Annotated in this window: 15 protein-coding genes and 1 riboswitch; of the genes, 4 read left to right on the top strand and 11 right to left on the bottom strand. The window is 46.8% G+C overall.

Annotated features, from left to right (window positions below; genetic code table 11):
- Positions 1–11: 11 nt before the first annotated feature.
- Entirely contained in the window at positions 12–1169 is a 1158-nt protein-coding gene (alr, locus tag ACK28X_RS02460; protein WP_412058272.1) for an alanine racemase, read from the top strand.
- Entirely contained in the window at positions 1166–2422 is a 1257-nt protein-coding gene (locus ACK28X_RS02455; RefSeq protein ID WP_412058088.1) for a D-amino acid dehydrogenase, read from the top strand. The genes alr and ACK28X_RS02455 overlap by 4 nt, the downstream gene beginning before the upstream one ends.
- 98 nt (positions 2423–2520) lie before the next feature.
- On the opposite strand, the gene gcvP is transcribed toward ACK28X_RS02455, so the two are convergent.
- The 3 genes from gcvP to gcvT are packed head-to-tail and all read right to left on the bottom strand — an operon-like array spanning position 2521 to position 6801.
- Entirely contained in the window at positions 2521–5313 is a 2793-nt protein-coding gene (gene gcvP / locus ACK28X_RS02450) for an aminomethyl-transferring glycine dehydrogenase (protein ID WP_412058087.1), read from the bottom strand.
- Between the two features lie 10 nt (positions 5314–5323).
- Positions 5324–5692 carry a glycine cleavage system protein GcvH gene (gene gcvH / locus ACK28X_RS02445; RefSeq protein ID WP_412058271.1) on the bottom strand — a complete coding sequence of 123 codons (369 nt, stop codon included), beginning with the start codon at positions 5690–5692 and terminating at the stop codon, positions 5324–5326.
- Between the two features lie 2 nt (positions 5693–5694).
- Positions 5695–6801 carry a glycine cleavage system aminomethyltransferase GcvT gene (gene gcvT, locus ACK28X_RS02440; RefSeq protein WP_412058086.1) on the bottom strand — a complete coding sequence of 369 codons (1107 nt, stop codon included), beginning with the start codon at positions 6799–6801 and terminating at the stop codon, positions 5695–5697.
- A 159-nt stretch (positions 6802–6960) separates the two neighbouring features.
- Positions 6961–7045: riboswitch (glycine riboswitch) on the bottom strand.
- Positions 7046–7213: 168 nt separating this feature from the next.
- On the opposite strand from gcvT, the gene ACK28X_RS02435 reads away from it, so the two are divergent.
- Together ACK28X_RS02435 and folD are read left to right on the top strand one after the other, a co-directional pair.
- Complete coding sequence (locus tag ACK28X_RS02435; protein WP_412058085.1) at positions 7214–7450, top strand: Trm112 family protein; 237 nt, start codon at positions 7214–7216, stop codon at positions 7448–7450.
- A 149-nt stretch (positions 7451–7599) separates the two neighbouring features.
- On the top strand, positions 7600–8499 hold the full coding sequence (gene folD / locus ACK28X_RS02430; RefSeq protein WP_412058084.1) for a bifunctional methylenetetrahydrofolate dehydrogenase/methenyltetrahydrofolate cyclohydrolase FolD: 900 nt from the start codon (positions 7600–7602) through the stop codon (positions 8497–8499).
- 196 nt (positions 8500–8695) lie between these two features.
- Here the strand turns inward: folD and edd are convergent, their stop codons facing one another.
- From edd to ACK28X_RS02390, 8 genes are all read right to left on the bottom strand, one after another.
- Positions 8696–10543, bottom strand: a complete 1848-nt coding sequence (gene edd, locus ACK28X_RS02425) for a phosphogluconate dehydratase (protein ID WP_412058083.1) — start codon at positions 10541–10543, stop codon at positions 8696–8698.
- 33 nt (positions 10544–10576) lie between these two features.
- Positions 10577–11338 carry a 6-phosphogluconolactonase gene (pgl, locus tag ACK28X_RS02420; RefSeq protein ID WP_412058270.1) on the bottom strand — a complete coding sequence of 254 codons (762 nt, stop codon included), beginning with the start codon at positions 11336–11338 and terminating at the stop codon, positions 10577–10579.
- 1 nt (position 11339) lies between these two features.
- Positions 11340–12821 carry a glucose-6-phosphate dehydrogenase gene (gene zwf, locus ACK28X_RS02415; protein ID WP_412058082.1) on the bottom strand — a complete coding sequence of 494 codons (1482 nt, stop codon included), beginning with the start codon at positions 12819–12821 and terminating at the stop codon, positions 11340–11342.
- A gap of 250 nt (positions 12822–13071) precedes the next feature.
- Complete coding sequence (locus ACK28X_RS02410) at positions 13072–14406, bottom strand: hypothetical protein (RefSeq protein WP_412058081.1); 1335 nt, start codon at positions 14404–14406, stop codon at positions 13072–13074.
- Between the two features lie 124 nt (positions 14407–14530).
- Positions 14531–14956, bottom strand: coding sequence for a hypothetical protein (locus ACK28X_RS02405; RefSeq protein WP_412058080.1), 426 nt, complete (start codon positions 14954–14956; stop codon positions 14531–14533).
- A gap of 44 nt (positions 14957–15000) precedes the next feature.
- Entirely contained in the window at positions 15001–18033 is a 3033-nt protein-coding gene (locus ACK28X_RS02400; protein ID WP_412058079.1) for a hypothetical protein, read from the bottom strand.
- Positions 18014–19984, bottom strand: a complete 1971-nt coding sequence (locus ACK28X_RS02395; protein WP_412058078.1) for an inverse autotransporter beta domain-containing protein — start codon at positions 19982–19984, stop codon at positions 18014–18016. The genes ACK28X_RS02400 and ACK28X_RS02395 overlap by 20 nt, the downstream gene beginning before the upstream one ends.
- Before the next feature lie 255 nt (positions 19985–20239).
- Complete coding sequence (locus ACK28X_RS02390) at positions 20240–21526, bottom strand: NAD(P)/FAD-dependent oxidoreductase (protein ID WP_412058269.1); 1287 nt, start codon at positions 21524–21526, stop codon at positions 20240–20242.
- Between the last annotated feature and the right edge of the window lie 4 nt (positions 21527–21530).

Raw genomic sequence — 21530 nt, 5'->3', positions numbered from 1 at the left:
CCAAAAATCTCATGGTTGCGCCGCAATACAGCCCTGCTGCCAATATTTCCGATCCCCGCGCTTATGGTGCCATAGCCACAATTGATCTTGATGCTTTATGCGCTAATTACCGGCTATTAGCCCAAAAGGCAGCCCCCGCTGTGTGTTCTGCTGTTGTCAAAGCCAATGCCTATGGGCTGGGGGTCGCCAAGGTGGCACCCGCCCTTTACCAAGCAGGTTGCCGCCTGTTTTTCGTTGTCCAGCCAATTGAAGCTTTGGAGTTACAGCCCCTTTTGCCCCCCGATGCTATGATCGGCGTACTCAATGGCATAGCCAATGGGCATGAAGCGATGATCGCCGCCGCAGGCATATGGCCCGTACTCAATTCATGGCAAGCCGTCAAAAATTGGCAAATATTATGTCAAAATCATCAAAAGAGATTCCCCGCCATTTTACAAGTTGATAGCGGCATGAACCGCTTGGGGCTTGATCAAGATGAACAGGCTACTTTACTGCAAAACCTAAATATCTTCAAAGACATTGATATTAAATATATTATCAGTCATCTTGCTTGCGCAGATCAATCTGACCATCCCACCAACAAAGCGCAATTATCTAAATTTAAAGCCCTTTTAGCATCCCTACCACCCTGCCCCGTAGCGCTTGCTAATGCCGGTGGTATCTTATTAGGCAAAGCTTTTCATTTTGATATGGTACGCCCTGGTATCGGCCTTTATGGGGTGGATCCACAAGGACATATGCCGAGCCGTCTCAAACCTGTGCTGGGTTTAGAAGCTCGGGTTCTGCAAAGCCGCACTGTTCCTGCTGGTTCAGCCATTGGTTATGGCGGATCAGCCGTTGTCTCGCAAACGAGCATCATCACCACCGTGGGAATGGGCTATGCCGATGGCTGGCCTTTCGCATTAAACAATAAGGGGGTGGCTTATTATAAAGGTCAACGTTTACCCATTATCGGTCGCCTATCTATGGACGCAATTACCCTTGATGCAACCCAGCTTGGCGATAAAGCACCCCTGCCCGGCGATTTCATTGAATTTATCGGTCCTCACCAAAGCCTTGAAGATGTAGCAAAAGTTGCGGACACCATTCCCTATCAAATCCTCACTGCGCTTGGGCGCCGCTACCTCTATATTTACAAACAAGAAAATAAAGGAGAGCTCTGTCCATGAAAGTTATTGTCTTAGGAAGCGGCGTCATAGGCGTCACCTCTGCATGGTACTTACACAAAGCCGGCCATGAAGTTCTCGTTATTGATCGTCAACCTACCGCCGCTAGAGAAACAAGCTTCGCTAATGCTGGACAGCTGTCCTTTGGCTATACCACGCCCTGGGCAGCGCCAGGTCTGCCTCTTAAAGCTATAAAATGGATGTTACGCCCTCACTCTCCGCTAATCATTCATCCACGACCCAGCCTTTCCATGCTCAGTTGGCTTTACGCCATGCTTAAAAACTGTGATCTAAATCGTTATCAACACAATAAAAGCCTGATGCTTCGTATCTCGAGCTATAGTCGTCTTTGCTTTCAGATATTACGAGCCGAAACGGGCATCCAATATAATGGTCTTCAAAAAGGCACTATCCAGCTCTTTCGCAACCAAAAGCAAATGGACCAAATCCATAAAGATGTTGATGTCTTAAAAGAAGATGGCGTGCACTTCGAAATCCTTGATGCAGCTGGGTGTATTGCCTTAGAGCCAGGCTTGCAAGGCATGGCTGCTTCGATTGCGGGGGGGCTACGCACGCCACAAGACGAAACTGGCGACTGCCAAATCTTTACCCAACATCTAGCTGAATTAGCAAAATCGCGCGGCGTGACCTTCCAATATGATACACAAATCCTAGAGCTTGAGCACGATAACCATAAAGTCCTTAGTCTCAAGACTAACCATGGTACCCAGCGTGCCGATGCCTATCTCGTATGCATGGCCGCCTTTAGCCCACAGCTTTTAACCCCTTTAGGCTTGCGCACGCCGATTTATCCTGTCAAAGGCTATTCTCTTACCTATCCCATCAAAAATGAAGCCTTAGCACCCCGATCAACCGTCCTTGATGACATTTACAAGGTAGCAATCACCCGACTAGGTGACTCCATTCGCGTTGGTGGTACAGCAGAAGTATCTGACTATAATATCCGCTTAACCACGGCGCGGCGCAAAACACTCCTTGCAGCCTTGGACATGATGTTTCCTGGCTCTTACGACCAAACGCACAGCTCAGCATTATGGTCAGGCCTGCGGCCTGTAACGCCCGATAGCGTACCTATCCTTGGAAAGACCCCCTATTCCAATCTTTTCACTAATGCTGGGCACGGCACCTTAGGGTGGACCATGGCAGCCGGTTGCGGCCAATTTATTGCCGACCTCATAAGCGGCCAAAAACCAGCAATTGACCCTACAAACCTTGACATAAGCCGCTATCTTTAACATTTACGTCTTTGCAAAGGTTAAGCCGAAATAAATAGATAAAGACGCTGTATACTCCTTGGCTTGATTCCTCAGCCCGTCAAAAGCATAATTCCTTATTAATGATAATTACTAAGGGGTGGACAAGAACAAATCAAATTCCTATCTCCCGCTACATTATCAATTCTTGAAACAGGAGGCCAATACTTGCTTTCTTTAAGACAAGAATCAGGAAATGCTGCAAGAGCGCGCCTATAGGGTCGATCCCAACTATCATCCAACGTGTCAACCATAGTATGGGGGGCATTCACTAAAGGATTGTCATCACGCGGCCAAACGCCTTCTCCCACTTGCTTTGCTTCTTCAGCGATAGCTAAAAGCGCATGGCAAAGGCGATCAATCTCAGCTTTAGGCTCAGATTCCGTAGGCTCAATCATTAGTGTTCCCACTACTGGAAACGACATGGTAGGAGCATGAAACCCATAATCAATCAGCCGCTTAGCGATATCATCCACGCTAATCCCATAAAGATCTTTTAAAATACGGGTATCAACAATTGCTTCATGAGCCACGCGCCCATTTTTCCCTTTATATAAAATAGGATAGGCAACCGATAACCGCTGCGCAATATAATTGGCGCTTAAAATAGCCGCCTCAGTAGCAGCTTTTAAGCCCTCCGCCCCCATCATACGAATATACATCCAAGTAATAGTAAGAATAGATGCGCTCCCATAAGGAGCAGCTGACACCGCACCCACAGCCTCTTTTGCGCCGTTTTCCGGCAAAAAGGGCATTAAATGCGCTGCCACGCCAATAGGGCCAACCCCTGGGCCGCCGCCTCCATGGGGAATAGCAAAAGTTTTATGAAGGTTCATATGGCATACATCCGCCCCTATATCAGCAGGGCGAGCAAGCCCCACTAGAGCATTCAAATTCGCCCCATCAAAATAAACTTGGCCGCCATACCGATGAACAATACAGCAAATATCTTTGATATTTTCTTCATAAACCCCATGGGTCGACGGATAGGTAATCATCAAAGCCGCTAAGCGCTCGTGATATTGCTTTGCCTTTTCTTCTAAATCAACTAGATCAACATCCCCGTCCTTAGAACATTTCACTACCACCACTTGCATGCCAGCCATGTGAGCAGAAGCGGGGTTTGTCCCATGAGCAGAGGCAGGAATCAAGCAAATATCACGTTGAACTTCTCCACGTGCCTGATGATAACGTGTAATCGCTAATAGACCTGCATATTCCCCCTGTGCACCAGAATTAGGCTGGAATGAAATAGCTTGAAAACCAGTGATCTCACACAACCACTCTTCCAATTGGTCAATCATCTTCTGATAGCCAATACTATCTTCTTGCGGAGCAAAAGGATGCAAATCTGCTACTTCCGGCCAGCTCAAAGGCAACAATTCAGCACTCGCATTCAGCTTCATGGTACAAGAGCCAAGCGGGATCATTGCCCTATCAAGCGCCAAATCTTTATCGGCTAAGCGGCGCAAAAAGCGCATCATCTCTGTTTCAGATGAGATCGCCCGAAAAACTGTTTGGCTTAAAAAGCTTGCATCGCGCCTCCCCAAAGGCAAACAAGACTCAGCTTCATCAGCAAGCCGCGCTCCAAAAAGTCGCGCTAAAGCTTCAGCATCAACAGGTGTGGATAACTCGTCAAAGTTTACCACGACCCAATCCTTATTTACCAAACGAATAAGCCGCCCTTCTTTCTCTGCAGCTACAACAAGCGCTTGGGCCGCTCCATCACAAAAAACCGTAACCGCATCAAAAAATACATCCCCCATCAAAATCTTGCCTGCATTTTGCAAACCGCAAGCAAAACGACTTGCCAAATGGTGCACACGCCAAGCAATGGCTTGTAAATTTTTTGGTCCATGCCAAATCGCATAAGCTGTCGCCATATTTGCAAGCAAAGCTTGAGCTGTACAAATATTAGAAGTCGCCTTATCCCGCCGGATATGCTGTTCACGAGTCTGTAAAGCCAAACGATAAGCCACCCGCCCTTTCGTGTCGAGGGATTGGCCAACCACTCGCCCCGGTATCAAACGGGTTAAAGCCTTGCTCACCGCCAAATACCCAGCATGCGGGCCACCAAAACCCATGGGCACGCCATAGCGTTGCATGCTGCCCACTACAATATCCGCGCCCCATTTTGCTGGTGCTTCCATAATGCTTAAAGCCAAAGGATCCGCTGCTGCGATCACCAAAGCGCCACATGATTTGGCTTGTTGGATAACTTGGCTATAGTCGATAAAACGGCCATAGGTATCGGGCCAAGGGATCACCACCGCTGCTGTAGCCTCGCTAATAGCGGTGCTTGTTACAATCTCATAACCTTGGCTTTGCGCCCGCGTTTTTGCCACACTCAAACTCTGCGGATGTAAGTCACCCAACACATTTATTTTTCGACGAGCGCCGCGAAAAAAACGCACAGCAATAGCATTGGCTTCAGCTAAGGCTGTCGCCTCATCCAATAGAGATGCCGCTGCCACCGGCAAGCCCGTCAATTCACTCACCAAAGTTTGAAAATAAAATAATAACTCCAAACGTCCTTGGCTAATTTCAGCCTGATAAGGAGTATAGGCGGTGTACCAAGCGGGATTTTCCAGCAAATTACGCAAAATCACCGAAGGAACAAATGTCCCGTGATAGCCTTGACCTATAAAACTTTTTCGCACACGATTTTGCTTCATCAAAGCCCGCGCCTCGTCTAATGCTTCAGGTTCAGACGCTGCTTTGGGCAAAACAAGATCACGCCTCAAACCAATCGCCTGCGGGACAGCTTGAGCAATTAACGCGTCCATCGTTTCCAAGCCAAGCAAAGCCAGCATCGCCTCCTGATCTTCAGAACGCGTTCCAATATGACGAGCTGCAAAATTCATTTGTTTCATATTTACCCAATCACCCTATAAATGCTTGATAAGCGCCAGCATCTAAAAGCGTTTCTAATTGGCTTACATCCGTCACACGCATTTTCCATAACCAGCCTTCAGTCTCCGCTTGCTGGTTTACAAGAGCAGCATCAGTAGTCAAAGCTTCATTCACCTCCAAAACAATCCCATCAATCGGTGCATAAACATCAGAAGCCGCTTTGACCGATTCTACCACCGCGACAGCCTCTCCTTGTTTGAGAGCTTGTTCCACTTGCGGCAAATCAACAAAAACCAAGTCGCCCAATTGTTCTTGAGCGTGATTAGTAACCCCAACCGTCGCAACATCGCCATCAATACGCAACCATTCATGATCTTTAGTAAAATAAAGCATTTCCATCATTATCCTTTAAAATAACGCTGTTCAACAAAAGGTAAGCCATGAACGCTGACAACAACTGTTTTACCTCTTACCTCGGCATAAAGTTTGGTTCCAATCCCTGCATAATCAATGGCCACATAGCCCATTGCAACTGGCCCGCCAAAAGAAGGACCAAAACCACCCGAAGTCACCTCACCAACCAATTCACCCGCCTTATCAAAAAGCTTGGCACCTGCGCGTACCGGCTGGCGGGTCTCAGGCTTTAGTCCTACACGTCGACGAACTGGCGTCGCTTTAACCGCCTGTCTATAAGCATCCGCTCCATAAAAAACACCCGCCTCACGCACTGCCTTTGGCACAGCCCAGCCTAACCCTGCTTCAATCGGAGTAGTATCACAGCTAATATCAGCACCATGTAAACAAAGACCCGCTTCTAGTCGCAAACTATCGCGCGCCGCAAGGCCAATCCAAGCCACTTCCTTCTCCCGTAAGAGAGTTTCAGCCACCATAGCGCCCTCATCAAAAGGAACAGAAATCTCAAATCCGTCCTCGCCCGTGTAGCCTGAACGGCTAATAAACCACCCCGGCTTTGGTTCATAGCCTTGCATAAACCGCAAAGCTCCCCCGCCGAAGCCAACACGTGCCAAAATCTCAGGCGTTAAAGGCCCCTGCAACGCCAAAATCACGCGCTCAAGCGGAATAATTTCACAAGAAAAGCCCGAAGCCCGCTCACGCAAATAGGCAACATCCGCTTCCCAATTACCAGCGTTAGCTACCATCATAAATCTTGCTTCACTTAGGCGAGTCACAATTAAATCGTCTAAAATCCCCGCACGCTCATCCAAAAGATAATTATAGCGCGCCTGTTGAATAGCCATCTGATCAGCAGCTATCGGCAAGGCAAAAGACAAAAACCGCTCCGCCTCGTGGCCTTCAATAGCGATAAGCTTCATGTGAGAAATGTCAAAAAGCCCTGCTTTAGCACGCGTATGCAGATGTTCTTTCATCACACCCATGGGATAAGTAAGCGGCATATTCCAGCCAGCAAAGCTGCCGAATCTAGCGCCCGCCTTTTGATGAAATTCATAAAGGGGTAAACATTTTAGGGATTGAAAGTTTTCGCCCATAATACCTCCGCGCTTTAGATCGCCCGATGCGACCTTTCTGCGCCCCTCTGTCTAAAGCCTGAGAGACTCGTTTGCTTGCCTTTCCAAGACATTCCCTCCTATTACGGAGTACAAACTTACACCTTCGGCGCGGGATCTCCCGACTTTCCAGAGTGCCATAGGCTTTTTACGGTCCATTTACCTGAGAGATTATGGGCGTTTTCCCCTTCGGCGGTGGTAAACCACACTCTCCCGCAAAAAGCCGGAAGGTAACCCTTCCTGACTCAAAAAGTTTATCCCAATTTTATTCAGAAGTCATCTATTATTTTTTATGATCAATCACCCTCCACCCTATCTTTATAAATCCAATACTGCGCCTTGCAATCGCCCTTAGAACACTTATCATAAGGAGGCTAACAAAAGGCGCAATAATATGGCCCAGCACAATATTGACCCGAAAATGCTTGAATTGCTCGTCTGCCCTTTAACCGGCGAAGTTTTACACTTTAATCAAGAAACGCAAGAGCTCATCGCTCCCAAAGCGCGTTTAGCCTACCCAATCCGCCAAGGCGTGCCAATTATGCTGGCTACACAAGCCCGCCCATTGGCTGATGATGAATACCCACACACTCGCCCCAAATGCATTGCGCCTCCTCTCACTAGAGAATAAAGATTAAAGTGGTGATGCGTGTATAATCATATCGCCCATCTACCTCCGTAATATTTATTTCTATAGGCGCAATTTTGACAACTATATAGCCTAGGCGCCATCGTAAAAATAGGCTAAAATCACAATCAATAATATTGGAAAGGAACCCTATGGTACAGCTGATCAATGGTAAGCAGATGGCCGAAGAGATCACTGCAGGTATCGCCCAAAAAGCAGAGCGTTTGTCCACAGATCTTGGCATTCAGCCAGGTATTGCTGTAATCATTGTGGGCGAGGATCCCGCAAGCCAAGTCTATGTAGCATCAAAAGGCAAAAAAGCTAAAGCCTGCGGCTTTCACTCTGTTACTTGTACCTTACCAGCTACCTGCACAGAACATGCCCTTCTTGCTCAGATTGAACACTACAATCAAGACCCAAGAATCCACGGTATTTTGGTGCAATTGCCCCTCCCGTCAGGGCTTGACAGCAACCATGTTATTCAAACCATCAGACCCGATAAAGATGTGGATGGCTTCCATTATATAAATGCCGGCAAATTAGCCACAGGAGCCTTTAAAGATGCCTTTATTCCTTGTACTCCCGCTGGAGCTATGATTATGATCAAGCGACAAATCGGCACTGACCTCTCAGGCCTTAATGCCGTGGTAGTGGGTCGCTCAAATATTGTAGGAAAGCCAATAGCCACACTTTTAACCGCAGCTAACGCTACTGTCACTCTTGCCCACAGCCGGAGCAAAGACTTAGCGAGCATTTGCCGTAACGCCGATATCCTTGTTGCCGCTGTAGGGCGCCCAGAACTCATAAAAGGCAACTATATCAAAAAAGGTGCTATCGTAATTGATGTAGGGGTGAACCGCATCCCCGCCCCCGAAAAAGGTGAAGGCAAAACTCGCTTAGTAGGCGATGTAGAATTTCAAACCGCGCAAGAGGTTGCCTCTGCTATCACTCCAGTACCTGGCGGCGTAGGCCCCATGACCATCGCTATGCTTATGGCTAATACATTAAACGCAGCTCTCCTCCAAAATGGCCTTTCACCCTATATAGTCTAGCCAGCACCCATTAGCAGTAACATAAACGCTAGCGGCGCCTAAAAACTAACGCCGCGGCCGCTAAGACAGTTAGCGTAAACCTTTAAAAATAATAATTATACCCGTAAAACCCAATTAATGAATATACATGGCTAAAACAGCATGATTCGATAGCAAGCAAAGTCAAAAGTCAACTACGCAACTACCAACATATACATTACACTTTTGAATATGAATCTTCTAAATAAACAACCGAAGAGGCCCCCAAATCCGCAGACTGCACAGCGGCACGAAAAACCCGAAATAATTCGCGGCCACAGCCATACTCATTATGAGAAAGATTCGGCCTACTAAAGGAACGGTGAGCCCATTCATCTTCATTTACCAACAAGGTTAACTGCCCCGCTTCTAAATCAAGACGCAACAAATCACCGTCTCTTACCCGCGCCAAGGGTCCATCCTCTAAGGCCTCCGGCGTCACATGAATAGCAGCTGGTACCTTACCCGACGCTCCCGACATACGCCCATCCGTCACCAAAGCTACTTTTTGACCCCGATCTTGCAAAATACCAAGGACAGGAGTCAATTTATGTAATTCTGGCATCCCATTAGCCTTTGGCCCTTGATAGCGAACCACAGCAATAAAATCTTTGCCATTCAATTCCCCCGCCTGAAAAGCTTCCTGCAAACCCGCTTGGTCAGAAAAAACCAAAGCCGGCGCTTCCACGCACCAATGCTCCCGCTTAACCGCCGATACTTTAATAATCGCTCGGCCAAGATTGCCATCAAGTAACCGGATGCCCCCATCGGTCTGAAAGGGCGTATGCCAATGGGTCAGAATCTGAGAATCACCGCTTTCGTGCGGGGCGGGCAGACGAACCACTTGATTGCATTCACCTAATTTTGCTTCGATAATATAAGCCGAAAGCCCCTCCCCTGCCACGGTTTCTACATCTTCATATAAAAGGCCAGCGTTAAGCAATTCTCGGATTAAAAAACCCATCCCACCAGCGGCATGAAAATGGTTTACATCGGCCAATCCATTAGGGTAAACGCGCGCTAAAAGAGGTACAACAGCTGAAATTTCAGCCATATCATCCCACGTCAGACGAATGCCCGCCGCAGCCGCCATCGCAATCAAATGAATGGTATGGTTGGTTGAACCACCCGTAGCATGCAGGCCAACAACAGCATTAACAAAGGAGCGCTCATCAATCATTTTACCAATCGGCTTATATGTACCACCTAGAGCCGTCATTTCTAAGACCCGCTTCGCGGCTTCCGCCGTTAATGCATCGCGCAATGGCGTGTTCGGGTTAATGAAAGAAGCCCCTGGCATATGGAGCCCCATAATTTCCATTATCATTTGATTGGAATTTGCCGTCCCATAAAAGGTACACGTACCTGGGCCATGATAAGAACGCGCTTCTGATTCCAATAGAACGCGGCGATCAACCTTACCTTCCGCGTAAAGCTGACGAATTTTAGCCTTTTCGTCATTGCTTTGACCGCTTGTCATCGGCCCCGCGGGTACAAAGATCGCTGGCAAATGGCCAAAGGTCAATGCCCCCATTACAAGACCAGGTATGATTTTATCGCACACCCCTAGATAAATCGCTGCATCGAATGTATCATGCGAAAGGCCGATCCCCGCAGCCATAGCAATCACATCCCGCGAAAAAAGCGAAAGCTCCATACCATCATAGCCTTGCGTTATCCCATCGCACATCGCAGGCACGCCTCCAGCCACTTGCGCAACCCCACCCGCATCGCGCACTGCCTGTTTAATTAATGTAGGGAAATCAGCAAAAGGCTGATGAGCTGAGAGCATATCGTTATAAGCGGTGATAATCCCAATATTTGCTACGCGGTCAGTCTTGAGACGCTCTTTATCAATAGGCTCACAAGCGGCAAAACCATGCGCCTGATTAGCACAACCTAAAATACTACGCTTAGGCACACGCGAAGCCGCTTTCTCTACTCGTGTCAAATAAACGTCTCGGCTTGGCTTTGAACGCTCAATAATACGCGCAGTAACCGCCGCAATGGTTGGATGTATCGTCATTTTTCTTTTAATTCCTCCACTTAGCTCAAAATATCATAAATGTGGCGGTAAGTGGCCAGCATCTTCAGGAGCATAATATTCACCTTCGCGCGGCGACCAATAAATCTGCACAGGTTGCTGAGCGTTATCTAAAACCGCAGCTACGGGCATGTCATAAGCTGATACGCCTTTTAACACACGCTCTAAGACCTTCAACTTATCATAGCCTTCAATCTGCAGAGCAATAAATGACGCTTGGCAGATCACTGGCAAGGTTAAGGTCAGGCGCGCTTCCCCCGCCGATTTTGCATGAATGGGTAAAACAAGAGCACGGGTTTCTAAATCAAGCGCCTGACCCAACCGCACACTATCAGCAAAAAAAGAAGCCGTATGGCCATCATTTCCCATGCCCAATACCACTACATCAAAGGGCTTTGGCAAAGCATCAATACGATTTGCTGCTGAAAAAGCCGCAAGATCAGCCGTAATCGCCGGCTGATAAAGGCCAACAAATCGAGCTTTTGCGGCAAAATGCTGCAATAAATGCATACGCACCAAGCCCTCATTCGACCGCTCATGAGTTGGAGGTACAAATCGCTCATCTACAAGAGTGATAATCACATTGCGCCAATCAATATCTGCTTTTGAAAGCTGGTGAAAAAAGGCCTTAGGTGTTTGGCCACCCGAGACGGCCAAAACAACCGTCTGTCGCTCTACCAAAGCAATGCTCAATTCCGTAGCCACCCGATCTGCCAAAGCTGATGCCAAAGCTGTAGGTATATCAAAATTCAACTGTTCGAAATTCAACGCATCTATCCTATACTTCGTCACCATCATTCCAACTACGGCCATCGCGTTCAATTAATGCCACCGCCCGTGATGGGCCCCATGTCCCCGCGGTATATCCATGAACTGGCTGATCCAACCCTTCCCATGCTTCTAAAATCGGATCAATCCATTGCCAAGCTGCTTCCACTTCGTCGCGCCGCATAAATAGCGTCTGGTTTCCACGAACAACGTCCATCAAAAGGCGCTCATAAGCATCGGGGCTGCGTATAGCAAAAGAATCTGCAAAACTCATATCTAAAGGGATATGACGCAAACGCATCCCTCCTGGGCCTGGGTCTTTAATCATCAGCCATTGCTTCACCCCTTCATCAGGTTGCAAACGAATAACCAAACGATTAGCGATGATATCACCTGCCTCATCGCCAAAAATATTATGCGGTATGGGTTTAAAAACGATTACAACCTCCGACACACGACGCGCCATACGTTTTCCAGTCCGTAAATAAAAAGGAACCCCCGAAAATCTCCAGTTATTAATACCCACCTTAAGTGCAACAAAAGTCTCCGTCGTACTATCAGTGCGACCCAAATCCTCTAAATAACCGCCTACAGGTCCTTGAACCCCCGCTCCTGCCGTATATTGACCGCGCACGCTATTTTGGGCCACTATCGCCCCGCGCATAGGGGCAAGCGAGCGCAAAACTTTTAACTTTTCGTCACGCACAGCATCAGCATGATTACTTGCTGGCGGTTCCATCGCTACCAAACACAAAAGCTGTAACATGTGGTTTTGGACAATATCGCGCAATGCACCTGCTTGGTCATAATAGCCCGCACGCCCTTCAAATCCTACTGCCTCTGCCACGGTAATCTGAACATGGTCAATATGGTTTCCATTCCATAAAGGCTCATAAAGCGCATTGGCAAAACGCAATGCCATTAAATTTTGGACGGTTTCCTTACCTAGATAATGGTCGATACGGAAAATTTGTCGCTCATCAAAAACACTAGCCAAAATATTATTCAAATCGCGCGCGCTTTTTAAATCCCGCCCAATAGGCTTTTCGACAATGATACGGGTTTCCTCGCTAACAAGCCCATTTATGCCAAGCTTTTTGACAATATCCCCGAACAAAGAAGGGCTCACAGCTAAATAAAAAGCTCGCACAGAAGCGGCATCCTTTTCTACCAAGGTCTTAAGCTCCACCCAACCCTGCTCAGAAGTTGCATCTACTGCTACATAAAAAAGCCGCTCTAAAAATTTTTTTACCTCTTCGGGTTCAAGATCTGAGGCCTCCACATGCGTAGCTAAAGCCTTTTGCGCAAATTGGCGATAACTTTCTGTGCTCATCTGTGTACGAGAACTACCAATAATCCGCGTAGGCTCACTCAATTGCCCCACTTTTTGGCGCTGGAAAAGAGCCGGAATTAATTTTCTTTCGGCAAGATCACCCGTCCCGCCAAAAACTACAAAATCACAAGGTGCGATAGGGATAATTTTACTAACCATAGAATAGCCCGACCCTAAAAATGTTTACAGATAGAATATCATTTGAATTTTACCCTTAGCATAAATACATCAAACATGACTCCACATTTTTAGGGAAATAGCCTTAAGGCGGAAAAATGTTTTATGTATGCTTACCACATCAAATTGCGGCGCTTTGCAATTGCATAATCCTACTAAAGAAATGTCACACAAGATTGTATCACCGAATAGTGATGACACAGACACAGGCCGAGACAATCATAATTATATGTTATTGATTATATAGAATTTTTAAGTCATGATCCCAATCCAATACAGACTTACCATTCAACATTAAATGGGCAAAGATTTTCATCGGAAGATTTCTTACTGGAACAGGGGGGAGAGTACAGGTTAGTACATCATCAAAAGTCCCTCCATCCGAAGTCTGATTTGTAGTATTTCTCCAATGACAGTATTCTCTTGCATTATCGCTAACATCCATACGTATAGTTTCTCCTGAAACATTTCTAAGTGTTGCTAAAATTTCTAACTTCATAGTATATGTAATAGAGCCACCGGATTTTATAGTCATAGGCCCTCTGAATTTTACAAAATAATCTTCTTGAACAAGCATAGAAACCTTTCTAGATGTAAAGATTATTCCGGTTTTTGGATTGATCCAGCTTGCCTGTAAGTCAACATGCCCTGCAGCCTTATCATATTTATGAACCGCCCCTTCCGTCCGCGCTTCATCATCGGTCAACTCAGACGGCTGGGTAATCGCAACGCGGCTTTCATTTTCTGGCCATACTACATCCACCTTAATTTTTTGCCCTTTAATCGGCTTTCCATCAGCCTTTAACTCAAAATATAACGGCACATCAGAGGCACCAATCCTTGTGTTACAATTATAACCATCATAACAAGTAAATTCTAGCGTATAATTATCGGGGGGGAATATTTTGACATCCTGTTCTACTTTTGCATCTTGATACGACATTGAAATTTTGGCTGTAATAGGCTCCTTTCCGAGATAGCTAGCCCTCAATTGCGCCGTTGCCTCACCCTTATCATTGGTTTTATAAAAAGTATGCTTAGATTCCTCCGTTCCCTCTGGAAAATCAATTCGAAGTTCCACTTCTTTATTTGCTAGGGGAGTAGAGCCATAAAAAAGCTTAACAACAAAGGGTTTTGTATCTGCGTACTTAAAATTATCTGGTAAAGATTGGATGACTTCCAGATGATAATCAGCAACATGAATGTCATACTCAGCGGTGAGATGCTCTCCTGACGTCTCGTCCATAAACTCTGCGTATAGCTTAATATCACCAGTCCGTGTTGGCGTCAGATAGAGCCCTGCCTCCCCATCGGATGTAAGTACCCTTAGTGAAGAATCATCCTTAACAGAGTAGTCACCGCTCACAGTAGCTCCCTCCACCGTAAAGGTAATGACCTGATGCGGCAGAGGAATGCCATGACCCAAAAGTCGCACATGATATGGCATACTCTTTGAACCTATAGGCAATCTTCTACGGTTAGTCCCTCTTTCCTCTTCGGTAAAAGTCAAGCTATAATTAGGCTCAATGGTAACATCTATTTTGCTATTCACCTTTTCATCAGACATGAGCGTCGCACTTAAAGTCACCGTAGCCCCAAGCATAGGCTCTAATGTAATACTAGCCTTACCATCAGCGCCAAAGCTAACAACCTTGCTATCCGTCTCTTCGCCAGCAATACGGGCAATCGGCCTATCCTTCCTTATGCTCTTTTTGCTCTAAGCTAAATCGTACCTGCTGCCCCTCAGCAGCTGGCTCGCCACCATCAAGAAGGGTAACTGTAAAGGTTTTACTCCTCTCGTACTTGCCAATGGTGCTATCAGTCCCTTCAAACTCCAGACTATAGCCTACTATGATTTTATACTCAGCGGTAAGATGCTCTCCTGACGTCTCGTCCATAAACTCTGCGTATAGCTTAATATCACCAGTCCGTGTTGGCGTCAGATAAGCCCATGCTTTCCCATTGGATGCAGTACTTGTCTTTAGCAAAGATTCATCCTTATCAGAGTAGCCACCGCTCAAAGTAGCTCCCTCCACCGTAAAGGTAATTGCCTGATTTGACAGAGGAATGCCATGATCCAAAAGTTGCACCTCATATTGCGCATTCTTTGAACCCATAGACAATCTGCTGCGGTTAATCCCTCGTCCCTCTCCGGTAAAAGTCAAGCTATATAATTAGGCTCAATGGTAACATCTATGTTGCTCTTCACCGTTTCATCAGCCATGAGCGTCGCACTTAAAGTCACCGTACCAGCAAGCATAGGCTCTAATGTAACACTAGCCTTACCATCAGCCTCAAAGCTAACAACTTTGCTATCCGTCTCTTCGCCAGCAATACGGGCAATCGGTGTATCCTTTTGCTCTAAGCTAAATCGTACCTGCTGCGTCTCAGCTCCTTTAGCAAGCTTGCCACCATCAAAAAGGCTCACTGTAAAGGCTTTACTCGTTTCCCCCTTGCCAATGGTGCCATCAGTCCCTTCAAACTCCAGACTATAGTCATGGCTTACGGTGATTGTATACTCAGCTCCAGCCTTATCTTCTGCCGTGCCACCCTTCCATTGTGCCTGCAACTTGATAGGACCAGCCTCTGTCGGCGTTAGATAAACCCGCGCAGACCCATCAGACCCCGTCACCACATCTAATGATGATGAATTACCAGCTTTACCTTCCTTAGCGCTAAGGGTCGCGCCTCCCTCCACCGTAAAGCTAATGGGCTGAGCGCTCTCACCCTTGCCATGGTTCAAAAGGGTCACTTGATAGGCCTGAGCCTGCACACCCAGCTTCAAGCCAACCTGGTTAATAGCCCCTGTCGCTCCATCAAAAGTCAAACTATGACTAGCCGCTACCTTAACCTCCACTTGAGTATGTACTCTGCGATCAGCCATGAGCGTCGCACTTAAAGTCACCGTACCAGCAAGCATAGGCTCTAATGTAACACTAGCCTTACCATCAGCCTCAAAGCTAACAACTTTGCTATCCGTCTCTTCGCCAGCAATACGGGCAATCGGTGTATCCTTTTGCTCTAAGCTAAATCGTACCTGCTGCGTCTCAGCTCCTTTAGCAAGCTTGCCACCATCAAAAAGGCTCACTGTAAAGGCTTTACTCGTTTCCCCCTTGCCAATGGTGCCATCAGTCCCTTCAAACTCCAGACTATAGTCATGGCTTACGGTGATTGTATACTCAGCTTCAGCCTTATCTTCTGCCGTGCCACCCTTCCATTGTGCCTGCAACTTGATAGGACCAGCCTCTGTCGGCGTTAGATAAACCCGCGCAGACCCATCAGACCCCGTCACCACATCTAATGATGATGAATTACCAGCTTTACCTTCCTTAGCGCTAAGGGTCGCGCCTCCCTCCACCGTAAAGCTAATGGGCTGAGCGCTCTCACCCTTGCCATGGTTCAAAAGGGTCACTTGATAAGCCTGAGCCTGCACACCCAGCTTCAAGCCAACCTGGTTAATAGCCCCTGTCGCTCCATCAAAAGTCAAACTATGACTAGCCGCTACCTTAACCTCCACTTGAGTATGTACTCTGCGATCAGCCATGAGCGTCGCACTTAAAGTCACCGTACCAGCAAGCATAGGCTCTAATGTAACACTAGCCTTACCATCAGCCTCAAAGCTAACAACTTTGCTATCCGTCTCTTCGCCAGCAATACGGGCAATCGGTGTATCCTTTTGCTCTAAGCTAAATCGTACCTGCTGCGTCTCAGCTCCTTTAGCAAGCTTGCCACCATCAAAAAGGCTCACTGTAAAGGCTTTACTCGTTTCCCCCTTGCCAATGGTGCCATCAGTCCCTTCAAACTCCAGACTATAGTCATGGCTTACGGTGATTGTATACTCAGCTTCAGCCTTATCTTCTGCCGTGCCACCCTTCCATTGTGCCTGCAACTTGATAGGACCAGCCTCTGTCGGCGTTAGATAAACCCGCGCAGACCCATCAGACCCCGTCACCACATCTAATGATGATGAATTACCAGCTTTACCTTCCTTAGCGCTAAGGGTCGCGCCTCCCTCCACCGTAAAGCTAATGGGCTGAGCGCTCTCACCCTTGCCATGGTTCAAAAGGGTCACTTGATAGGCCTGAGCCTGCACACCCAGCTTCAAGCCAACCTGGTTAATAGCCCCTGTCGCTCCATCAAAAGTCAAACTATGACTAGCCGCTACCTTAACCTCCACTTGAGTATGTACTCTGCGATCAGCCATGAGCGTCGCACTTAAAGTCACCGTACCAGCAAGCATAGGCTCTAATGTAACACTAGCCTTACCATCAGCCTCAAAGCTAACAACTTTGCTATCCGTCTCTTCGCCAGCAATACGGGCAATCGGTGTATCCTTTTGCTCTAAGCTAAATCGTACCTGCTGCGTCTCAGCTCCTTTAGCAAGCTTGCCACCATCAAAAAGGCTCACTGTAAAGGCTTTACTCGTTTCCCCCTTGCCAATGGTGCCATCAGTCCCTTCAAACTCCAGACTATAGTCATGGCTTACGGTGATTGTATACTCAGCTCCAGCCTTATCTTCTGCCGTGCCACCCTTCCATTGTGCCTGCAACTTGATAGGACCAGCCTCTGTCGGCGTTAGATAAACCCGCGCAGACCCATCAGACCCCGTCACCACATCTAATGATGATGAATTACCAGCTTTACCTTCCTTAGCGCTAAGGGTCGCGCCTCCCTCCACCGTAAAGCTAATGGGCTGAGCGCTCTCACCCTTGCCATGGTTCAAAAGGGTCACTTGATAGGCCTGAGCCTGCACACCCAGCTTCAAGCCAACCTGGTTAATAGCCCCTGTCGCTCCATCAAAAGTCAAACTATGACTAGCCGCTACCTTAACCTCCACTTGAGTATGTACTCTGCGATCAGCCATGAGCGTCGCACTTAAAGTCACCGTACCAGCAAGCATAGGCTCTAATGTAACACTAGCCTTACCATCAGCCTCAAAGCTAACAACTTTGCTATCCGTCTCTTCGCCAGCAATACGGGCAATCGGTGTATCCTTTTGCTCTAAGCTAAATCGTACCTGCTGCGTCTCAGCTCCTTTAGCAAGCTTGCCACCATCAAAAAGGCTCACTGTAAAGGCTTTACTCGTTTCCCCCTTGCCAATGGTGCCATCAGTCCCTTCAAACTCCAGACTATAGTCATGGCTTACGGTGATTGTATACTCAGCTTCAGCAGCCTTATCTTGCTGCCGTGCCACCCTTCCATTGTGCCTGCAACTTGATAGGACCAGCCTCTGTCGGCGTTAGATAAACCCGCGCAGACCCATCAGACCCCGTCACCACATCTAATGATGATGAATTACCAGCTTTACCTTCCTTAGCGCTAAGGGTCGCGCCTCCCTCCACCGTAAAGCTAATGGGCTGAGCGCTCTCACCCTTGCCATGGTTCAAAAGGGTCACTTGATAAGCCTGAGCCTGCACACCCAGCTTCAAGCCAACCTGGTTAATAGCCCCTGTCGCTCCATCAAAAGTCAAACTATGACTAGCCGCTACCTTAACCTCCACTTGAGTATGTACTCTGCGATCAGCCATGAGCGTCGCACTTAAAGTCACCGTACCAGCAAGCATAGGCTCTAATGTAACACTAGCCTTACCATCAGCCTCAAAGCTAACAACTTTGCTATCCGTCTCTTCGCCAGCAATACGGGCAATCGGTGTATCCTTTTGCTCTAAGCTAAATCGTACCTGCTGCGTCTCAGCTCCTTTAGCAAGCTTGCCACCATCAAAAAGGCTCACTGTAAAGGCTTTACTCGTTTCCCCCTTGCCAATGGTGCCATCAGTCCCTTCAAACTCCATACTATAGTCATGGCTTACCTCAATAGTAATGGTATTAGATTGCGCTTGCTCTCCTTGCTTATTGCTTACCAATGCAAAAATGTGGTAAGTCCCAACATCCTTAGGTTTAAAGCTTGCTTCATTACTCGTTGGGCTTGTTGATGTGATGGTTCCTGAAGGGACATCAACATGCCAATCAACCTTAGTAATAGGCGTAGCTGACGATATGGAAAGCCTAAGAGGTATTGAATCCCCTAAAGCATAAGACTTCTCAGGTTGGTTCAAGCGAACTGAAAGAGCTTCATGGCGGTATTCAAGGATAATATTGTTTTCTCGATTCACAAACTCGTAGCGGCTTTGCCCAACAGGCGATAAGTCTTGTACTTTAGACGCCGAGAACTGACTCTTCCAAGGTACACCAAAGACATAATGCAAGCCGGCACTAAAAGTGCTTTTACGAAAATTATCACTACCTAACTGCTGATCAAAGGCAAAGCGCAAAGCAGGAACAGGCGTATATTCAATACCGTAGCTCCAAATCTGCGGATCTTTCTGCCCATTTATTTTGCCGCCAAGACCTACTTGCTCTCCAAACCATTGACTAAATTTTCCATTGAAAGCGATTTGCCGATATGTAGGCAAGATAGCTTTAGCAGCAATATCAAAGCCGGCCGCCGGCCGTTCCTGAAAAGCAATATTTGTACAACCAAGTTGCGCATCACAACCAATCTCAATCCCTGGTACATCAATACCAGAATCCTTCCAACCCGATAAGGGCATGTAATAATTAGAAGCTAATGCTACCCAATCCTTTTGTAACTCCAGCCCTAAGCTGCCGCGGTTATGGCCGCGGCTGAAGTCGTGATCGAAAAAAGCATTATAACCCAACATTAGCGAGCCGCTACTATATTGGGCATCATCGGGATATTGACCAAGCGCGTAAGGAAACCAGCGTTGCCCAATCCCAAAATTACCGATCCAACGTTGTTTATCATCAATAAAGGGGGAAGAGCGTAACCCAAGCTGCATGAAGGTCAATTGCTTAGCTGTGTCAATTAACGGCAGAAACACATCGCCTGAACCACTAAGCTTGCTTCCTTCAAACCCAAAATTAAGACGCGCTGAGCTTTTAGGAAATAGTTTTTTGACGCCAGCCTCTCCAGCACGGTCAAGAGCGCTTGGGCCTACACCTAAGACCCAATCACTAAAATTTCTCTGCTTTGGGCCGCTGTTCTCATCCGCACCCATATCGGTGCGAAAATCCTTGATCACCAAACCCACTGAGCCAGCAATGTTTGTTTGGTTAAAGAAAATCGCTAACGTTAAAACTATACGTAAAAGATATGCAAAAAACCCTATAAGAGCTTGCACCATACCACACTCACAACTATTGAGAAATATCTTCTTAACGTACCATTTTTATATAATGGTCACAAATAACAACAATGTGAATTTATTATAACTTATAATATAAAACCTAAAAATTTATTTTAAATTCAAATGAATATTAATAAATAATCATATATTAATAAAAATTAAGAAAAATAATATATGAGATTATTATGTTTTATATGATAAATAAATAATCATTTTTATATAATTACTACAAATAACAATAATGTGAATTTATTATAAATGATCTAAAAAAGCAAACCAATGCAAAGCCAAAAAGAGCAAGGACTGACGAAAGCGTGACCCACCCGGTAGGGGAGAGATCTTTAACTGACGAAATTGTTCAAACCGCTCTCTTTTACCCAGCACCCATTCACTATAGAGCTTACCCACGAAATTCGCTAACATAACCCCGTGGCCCGAATAGCCACCGCAATAAGTCATACCAGGCTCTATTTCACGTATATAAGGCATACGCTCACGGGTTATCGCCACCACACCGCCCCATTGATGGCTAAGAGTGACACCGCGCAATTGTGGATAAATCTCTAAAATCTGCTCATAAAGACGCTTCCCAAGATCACGCGGGATCTTGCCATTATAACTTTCTGCTCCGCCAAATAATAAACGTTTATCAAAACTTTTGCGAAAATAACGCACCACAAAGCGAGAATCGTCCACAGACTCCCCCCCCGGTAATAAAGTAGCAGAAGTAAGCAAAGGTTCAGTCGCACCGATATAAGAGTGGATAGGCATAATGTACCGGTCTGCCCCATAGGCACGACCCAAAACATAGGCATTGGTCGCAAGCAAAACGCGCTCTGCCCTCACAGCCCCCTTAGAAGTCTCAAGCATAAAAGCGCCCTTCTCGCGCTTAATTGCTTTCACAGAGCTTTGCTCATAGAGCGCCGCTCCCGCTGCCGCCGCAGCACGCCCAAGAGCTACCACCAATTTTAACGGCTGAATATGGCCAGTGCCTGCATCATAAACCCCGCCATGATAAAAGGAAGAGCCAAGTCGCATTTGAGTTTCGACCTTATCCATAAAATGCAAATCATGATAATCATAACGCAACATATGGGCAATATGCGCCTCATAAGCACGGTTCAAACGCTTTCTATGGGTAAGAGACAATTGCCCTCGACAATAATCAATCCCCCCTTCTGTGCATTGATGCCAGCCCAAAATATCAGCCTTTGCCTCCTCTGATAAGGAGAAAAGCGCTTTTGTTCGCTCAAAACCATAATATTTTTCCAGATCATTAACCCAGTGCCGCAACCCTGTACCCAATTGGCCACCATTATAACCAGACGCGCCCTCACCCAAGCGGCCGGTCTCTAAAAGTACTACATCTTGTCCAGCTTTTGCCAAATGATAAGCAGCAGAAAGACCTGTATATCCCCCACCAACAATTGCGATAGAGCAAGTAAGTATCTCATTTAACTTAGGATAAATAGGACGGGCGCCAATATTATCTTCGTACCACGAGCGCCCATGAGGCATTAAAGATTGACCGTATATCATAGAA

The organism is Bartonella sp. DGB2, assembly GCF_046843095.1.
In the GTDB taxonomy this organism is placed as follows: Bacteria; Pseudomonadota; Alphaproteobacteria; order Rhizobiales; family Rhizobiaceae; genus Bartonella.
The sequence above is the reverse complement of the archived record's forward strand: the minus strand, read 5'-3'. Positions and strand labels throughout refer to the sequence as shown.